We start from the raw sequence: 6,000 nt of genomic DNA on the forward strand, positions 1-6,000 counted from the left end.
TTAGCTGCAATGGGTGCAGGTTTGATGGGAGTTGACGTAGCGCTTGATGCTGCTGGCAATGGTTTTAAAAATCTCAACAAAATCTTTCTCTTCTTTCTCCAGCAGGGTGATGCGAAAGCCCTGGAGCTCGGTGGCAAACGAAGAGAGCGGCACCACGCAGATGCCGGTGGAAGCGAGCAAATAATACACAAACCGCTTGTCCGGCTGGATGTTGGGCCCCGAGACCAGCCGCTCGATGGTCTCCCGTACCTCGTCGTTCTCAATCGGTAAGGTCTGATGGTGGTTGAGCACCCATTCCTCGAACACCGCGCTCATATAAAAGGCGCCGTTGGTGCGGTTGACCAGCAGCCCTTTGACGTTCTTGAGGATGTCGTAGGCGAGGTTGGAATAGCGCTCGTAGCGTTTGATCCGGCTCTTGAGATGCTCCTTGTACTGCGGATGCGATTTGATCCGCGGCAGAACGGCCTGCGGCAGGGTGGCGGAACAGACCTCCAGCATCTTGGCGTTGAGGATCGACTGCACATAGGTGTTGAACATCGGATCGCGGTGACGGTTGTAGACCTCGATCCAGCCGCAGCGGCTGCCCGGCCAGGGCATCTCCTTGGAAATGCCGCGCATGCAGATCGCCGGCACCTTGTCGCCGATCACGGTGCACAACGGCGCCGAGACCGTGCCGTTGTAGGTCATGTTCTGGTAGATCTCGTCGCAGATGATAAACAGATCGTTTTTCTCGCAGATCTCGACAATCGCCCGCATCACGTCCGCCGGGTAGACCGCGCCGGTGGGGTTGTCGGGGTTGATCACCAGGATGCCGGCCACTGCCGGGTTGTACTTGATGTGGTTTTCGATGTCCTCGAGATCCGGATACCAGAGGTGGTTGGGATCGAGGATGTAGGTCACCGGCTGGGCGCTGGCGTGCGCGGCCTCGGCCGAGGAATGGGTGGTGTAGCTCGGGGTGGGCACGATCACCCGGGCGGTGGGCTTGAGGAAGCCGAACACCTTGGAGATGGCGTCGCCCAGCCCGTTGAAAAAGATGATGTCGTCGGCGTCGATCTGCGCCCCGCCCAGGCGGTTGGTGCAGGCGGCCACATACTCGCGGGTGGCCAGCAGTCCCTTGGTCGGACTGTAGGCGTAGGTGGCGTCTTCATGCACCGCCTCGGCCACAATCTCCTTCATCCAATCCGGAACCTGCTCGCCCTTGGCAATGGGGTCGCCGATGTTCTCCCAGTTGACCTGAACGCCCATGTTTTGGAGCTTCTCGCCGACGGAGACTATGTTGCGGATCTCGTAATTCAGTTCACCCGCGCCGATGTGCAAAATATCAGTACGCATTGCAACTCGTATGTTCAGAGAAAGATTGGTGAGGCAGGAAAAAAAGCGACCGCGGATGGTCCGTCAACCTCCCCGTTGACGCACACCGGTCAGCCTTTTGCGAAAAAAACAAGGCGGGAACATACCACAGGGGCCATACAGCGTCAACCGCCCTTTGGGAACTCCGCAAGCAAAGAGGCGACTTGGTCGCGACTGAGGGCCGGCGACACCAACGGCCCTTGCATCTGGTCACATCCGTGAGCGGCAAGAAAATCGCGCTGCGCCTCCTGGTCGACCCCGTCGGCAAGCACGCGCGCCCCCAGAGCGTGACCAAGGGCGATGATCGCGGCCGCCAAGGTGCAGCTGGCCGGTTCGGTGGGCACGCCGGCAACCAGCTCGCGGCTCATGGTCAGGCTGCGCAGCGGCAGCCGTTGCAGACGCGAGAGCGAACTCTGCCCGGCGCCGAAATCGTTCACCGCAAGCCCCAGGCCGAGCCGGTCGATCTGTTCGATGCAGTCCAGCGTCTGGCCGGCGGCCTCGGTGACGACGCCCTCCCGCAGCTCGAGAACCAGCCATTCCGACGCAAGCGGAGCGTGCGCGAGCACCCTTTCGAGCAGGGGCAGAAAGTCGACCTCGCGCAGTTGTCGGGAACCGATGTGCAGGGTTGCGGGCAGCAGACGCAGGCCCGCTTGCCGCCACCCATCCAGACTGCGGCAGATCTCGTGCAAGGTCCATTCGCTGACCAACCCCAGCATGCCGCACTCGTCGGCTGCCGCAATAAAGGCCTCAGGCAAGAGCAGGCCCATCTGCGGGTGACGCCAGCGCAGACGCGCCTCAAAGCCGGCAAGGGCGCCGTTCTGCAGCGCAAACCGCGGCAGATAGTCAACCGACAACTCGCCCGTTTCCATGGCGGCCCGGAACTGCTGTTCGCCCAGTCGGGGCCGTTGTCCCCTTTGCGAGATGCCCTGGCGGTAAAACTGATAATTGCTGCGCCCAATCTCCTTGGCCTCATAAAGGGCCAAATCGGCGCATTTGATCACCTCGTCGACAGCGGCGGCGTCATGGGGATACAAGGCAATGCCGATGCTGGTGGTCACGTTGATCTCGTTGCCCTTGGCGTGCACCGGCAGGCTCAGGGCCGCCATGATCTTGTCGGCGACCACGGCGGCGTCCTTGCGGTCGTTGATCGATTCGAGGATAAAGACAAACTCGTCGCCGCCGAATCGGGCCACAGTGTCGGACTGGCGGCATTGCCGCTGGAGCCGGGCCGCCACTTCGACCAACAGGGCGTCGCCGACGTCGTGGCCCAGGGTGTCGTTGACGGTTTTGAACCGGTCCAGGTCAAGAAAGAGCACGGCCACGCCGTTGCGGTTGCGCTCGGCCTTGCTGACGGCCTGGGCGAACCGGTCGCGAAACAGCAGTCGGTTGGGCAGCCCAGTGAGGGCGTCGTGGTGCGCCAACCGGTAGAGGTGCGACTGGCTGTCGCGCAACTCTTTTTCGATCCGCAACCGATCAGTGACGTCGCGGGCCACCTCAATAATTCCGTAGAGCGCGCCCTGATTGTCCTTGAGCGGCGAGACCTCCAGTTCAAAGGTGTTGTTGACGCCGTTGCCGTGATAGGGATTGTGAATCAGTTTGGTCTGCCGCCCGTCGGTCTTGACCTGGGCTACCGGGCAGGGAAAGCGAAGGTCCTGACAGGGGGTCTCGGCCCCGCAAAAAAGGCGGTAACACTTCTGCCCCTGCATCGAGGCGATGTCGCCGTTGCTCTGCACCAAGCGCGCCGCCGCCTGATTGATCAGCAGCAGGTTAAATTCCAGATCGATCACCATCACCGGATCGCCGGCGCTGTCGATCACGGTCTGGAGAAAATTGCGCTCATAGTGGACCGCCTCGTGCAACTGCTGCTGCACCACGGCGATCGCCTGGTCCTGTTTTTTCTGCAGGGTGATGTTCTGATGGGTGCCGGTCATGCGCACCGGCATGTTGTTGTCGTCGCGCTCCACCACCTGGCCGCGATCAAGAAACCAGGTCCACTCGCCGCTTTTTTCCCGCACCCGATATTCGATCCGGTACTCTTCGGTCGTGCCGGCCAGATGCTCGTTGAGCACCGCCAGGACCCGGTCGCGGTCGTCGGGGTGGATAAACCGCTGCGGAACGGCCATTTCCTTGGCGCCTGCCTGATAATCGAGCAATTCCCAATGGTCAGGACTGGTGTACATCTCCCCGGTGCGGATGTTCCAATCCCAGAGTCCCGCCTGGGAAGCGTGCAGGGCCAGCTCGTAACGTTCTTCTATCCGCTCCAGCTCCTGTTCCCGTTGTTTGGCGGCCTCGTCGGCGAACAGCTGGCGCAAGGCAAGGCCAATGGAATCGGCAAGATCGGCAACAATCCGACATTCAACGGCGGTGAGCTGGACCGACGGCGGCAACTGGAGGGTAAGAAAGCCGGAAAGACTGGGATTGCACCGAACAGCCGCACTGAGCCCCAACGAGGCCGCCTGCGCACTGTCGCCGCCGCAGAGACCGCAGTCGCATTCGCTGCAGACTACAGCCTCGCCTGCTGCTGCCGCAAGCGCCTGCACCCCGCAGCTTGGCAGACGACCCTCGCGAAGGCCAGCCATAAGCGGCCGAGAGCGCTCGTCTAGACCTGTTTCGGCGGTGATAACCCCGCCCGATTCCTGGTCGAGCAGCACCAGCAAAGCCGCTTGGCTGAGGTGCTCGCCGGTCAGCCGATCACAGACGCCCTGGAGCAGGCTGGCCAGATCGCGCTCTTGCAGGAGAAGCCGACTCACGGCGTAAGCGGCTTCCAGCAGGGTCGAAGTTCGTTGCATTGGAGTTGGGACCATGTCAAGCCGATGGCGAGAGAGGGTTGAAAGCGCGTGCAAGCCCTCAAGGGGCAACCAGTGGGCAATTACCCTCAGGCGGTTGCAACCACAGCATTTTTCATGCTGGCTCAGCTTATATTATAACTTTTCAGCTTGTTCAAGAGCGTCTTGCGGGTTATTTGCAAACGACGGGCCGCCTCGCTGCGATTGCCGCCGGTTTCCTCCAGGGTTTTGAGAATCAGCATTTTCTCCGCTTCCTTGAGGGTCGAGGGTTCCTCGGTCTCCTTGGGCTCGTTCAAGCCAGCCCAGCGCTGGACGGCCTGCGGCAGGGCGGAGAGATCGAGATAGTCGCCGCGCATCAGAATCACGCCGCGCTCAATCGAATGCTCCAGCTCCCGCACATTGCCCGGCCAGGGGTAGCGGTTGAGCACGTCCATGCACTCGGGGGTGACGCCGCTCACCAGCCGGCCGTTGCGTTCGGCAAACTGGCGCAGGAAATAGTTGGCCAGCAGGGGCACGTCGCCCTGCCGGTCGCGCAGGGGCGGGGCCTCCAGCTGCACCACGTTGAGGCGGTAGTAGAGATCCTCGCGGAAGCGGCCGGCCGCTACCTCGGCTTCAAGATCGCGGTTGGTGGCACAGAGGATGCGCACATCGATTTTGATGGTTTCCTGACCGCCGACCCGCTGCAGCTCGTGCTCCTGAAGCACCCGCAGCAGCTTGGCCTGCATGCCGGGCGAGGTTTCGCCGATCTCGTCGAGAAAAAGGGTGCCGCCCTGGGCCTGGACAAAACGCCCTTCGCGGCGACGGTCAGCGCCGGTGAAGGCCCCGCGCTCATGGCCGAACAGTTCGGATTCCAGCAGGGTTTCCGCCAGGGCGGCGCAGTTGACCTTGATGAACGGTCCCTGGCGGCGCAGGCTTTTATGATGCAGGGCCGCAGCCACCAATTCCTTGCCGGTGCCGGACTCGCCGTTGATCAGCACCGTGGCCTCGGTGGGCGCGACGTGCACGATCATCTCCCACAGCGCCTGCATCGGGACCGAGGAACCGATGATGCGGCCGTCGTCGCCAAAGGGTTGGCCAAGCTCCGCCGCATCGGTTTCCCGCTGGCGATGGCCCATGGCCACCTCCAGGGTGGTGCGCAACCGGTCGAAGTCAAGCGGCTTGGTGAGGTAGTCGTGGGCCCCCTGCTTGATGGCGGCCACGGCCGAGTCGACCGAGGAAAAGGCGGTCATGATGATCACCGGGATGGCCGGATTGATGGCGTGAATCCGCCTCAGGGCCTCCATGCCGTCCATGACCGTCATGCGCACGTCCATCAGGATGGCGTCAAAGGGGCCCTGGGCGACGGCCGCAACGGCGGTGGAGCCGTCGTCGGCTTCTTCGGCGTCCCAGCCCCATTCGGTAAAAAGCGAGTGCAGCATGAAGCGGTGCACCCGTTCGTCGTCAACTATGAGAATTTTGGCTTTGGCCTGTGCGCCCACGCTGCCCGCTCCTCTTCACGCCGGTTTCAACCGGCTTTAATTTGTCAATTATTTCTTGAATATACTAGCACTAAACAACTACATTGCGCAAATGGAACATACGCTGAAAATAACAAAGGTGATTGCCGGGGGCAAGGGATTGGGCACGCTTGCCGACGGCATGGTGATGATGGTCGGCGGCGTCCTGCCGGGGGAAACCGTGATTGCGGTTGAAACCAAGGTTCATCGCGGTCATAAGGAAGGGGACCTTGCGCGGATCGTGGAAGTTTCGCCGGAGCGCGTTGTCCCGCCCTGTCCGTATTACGGAATGTGCGGCGGCTGCGACCTCCAGCATGCCGCCCACCCGGCCCAGTTGGCGATCAAGGGCCAGATCCTGCGCGAATCCC

The 6,000-nt window shown here is 62.0% G+C and carries 3 protein-coding genes and 1 pseudogene; 1 reads left to right on the top strand and 3 read right to left on the bottom strand.

Going from position 1 to position 6,000, the window contains the following annotated elements:
- From RCH93_RS15990 to RCH93_RS16000, 3 genes are all read right to left on the bottom strand, one after another.
- Nucleotides 1-1,332: a pyridoxal phosphate-dependent aminotransferase gene (locus tag RCH93_RS15990; RefSeq protein ID WP_306549425.1), complete on the bottom strand. Its 1,332-nt coding sequence runs from the start codon at nucleotides 1,330-1,332 to the stop codon at nucleotides 1-3.
- A gap of 143 nt (nucleotides 1,333-1,475) precedes the next feature.
- The gene (locus tag RCH93_RS15995; RefSeq protein ID WP_306549426.1) at nucleotides 1,476-4,139 is read right to left on the bottom strand and encodes an EAL domain-containing protein; all 2,664 of its coding nucleotides are present in this window, start codon (nucleotides 4,137-4,139) and stop codon (nucleotides 1,476-1,478) included.
- A gap of 122 nt (nucleotides 4,140-4,261) precedes the next feature.
- Nucleotides 4,262-5,614 carry a sigma-54 dependent transcriptional regulator gene (locus RCH93_RS16000; RefSeq protein WP_306549427.1) on the bottom strand — a complete coding sequence of 451 codons (1,353 nt, stop codon included), beginning with the start codon at nucleotides 5,612-5,614 and terminating at the stop codon, nucleotides 4,262-4,264.
- Between the two features lie 91 nt (nucleotides 5,615-5,705).
- Here RCH93_RS16000 and RCH93_RS16005 point away from each other — a divergent pair.
- Nucleotides 5,706-6,000 (top strand): annotated as a pseudogene (locus tag RCH93_RS16005) (class I SAM-dependent RNA methyltransferase); the annotation flags it as partial.

The sequence above is a fragment of the Desulfobulbus sp. genome (genome assembly GCF_030824455.1).
Lineage (GTDB): Bacteria > Desulfobacterota > Desulfobulbia > Desulfobulbales > Desulfobulbaceae > Desulfobulbus.

Bases quoted from the DNA above. Each gene is read 5' to 3' on its own strand.
- RCH93_RS15995 (WP_306549426.1), bottom strand. From the start codon at position 4,139: ATGCAACGAACTTCGACCCTGCTGGAAGCCGCTTACGCCGTGAGTCGG.
- RCH93_RS15990 (WP_306549425.1), bottom strand. From the start codon at position 1,332: ATGCGTACTGATATTTTGCACATCGGCGCGGGTGAACTGAATTACGAG.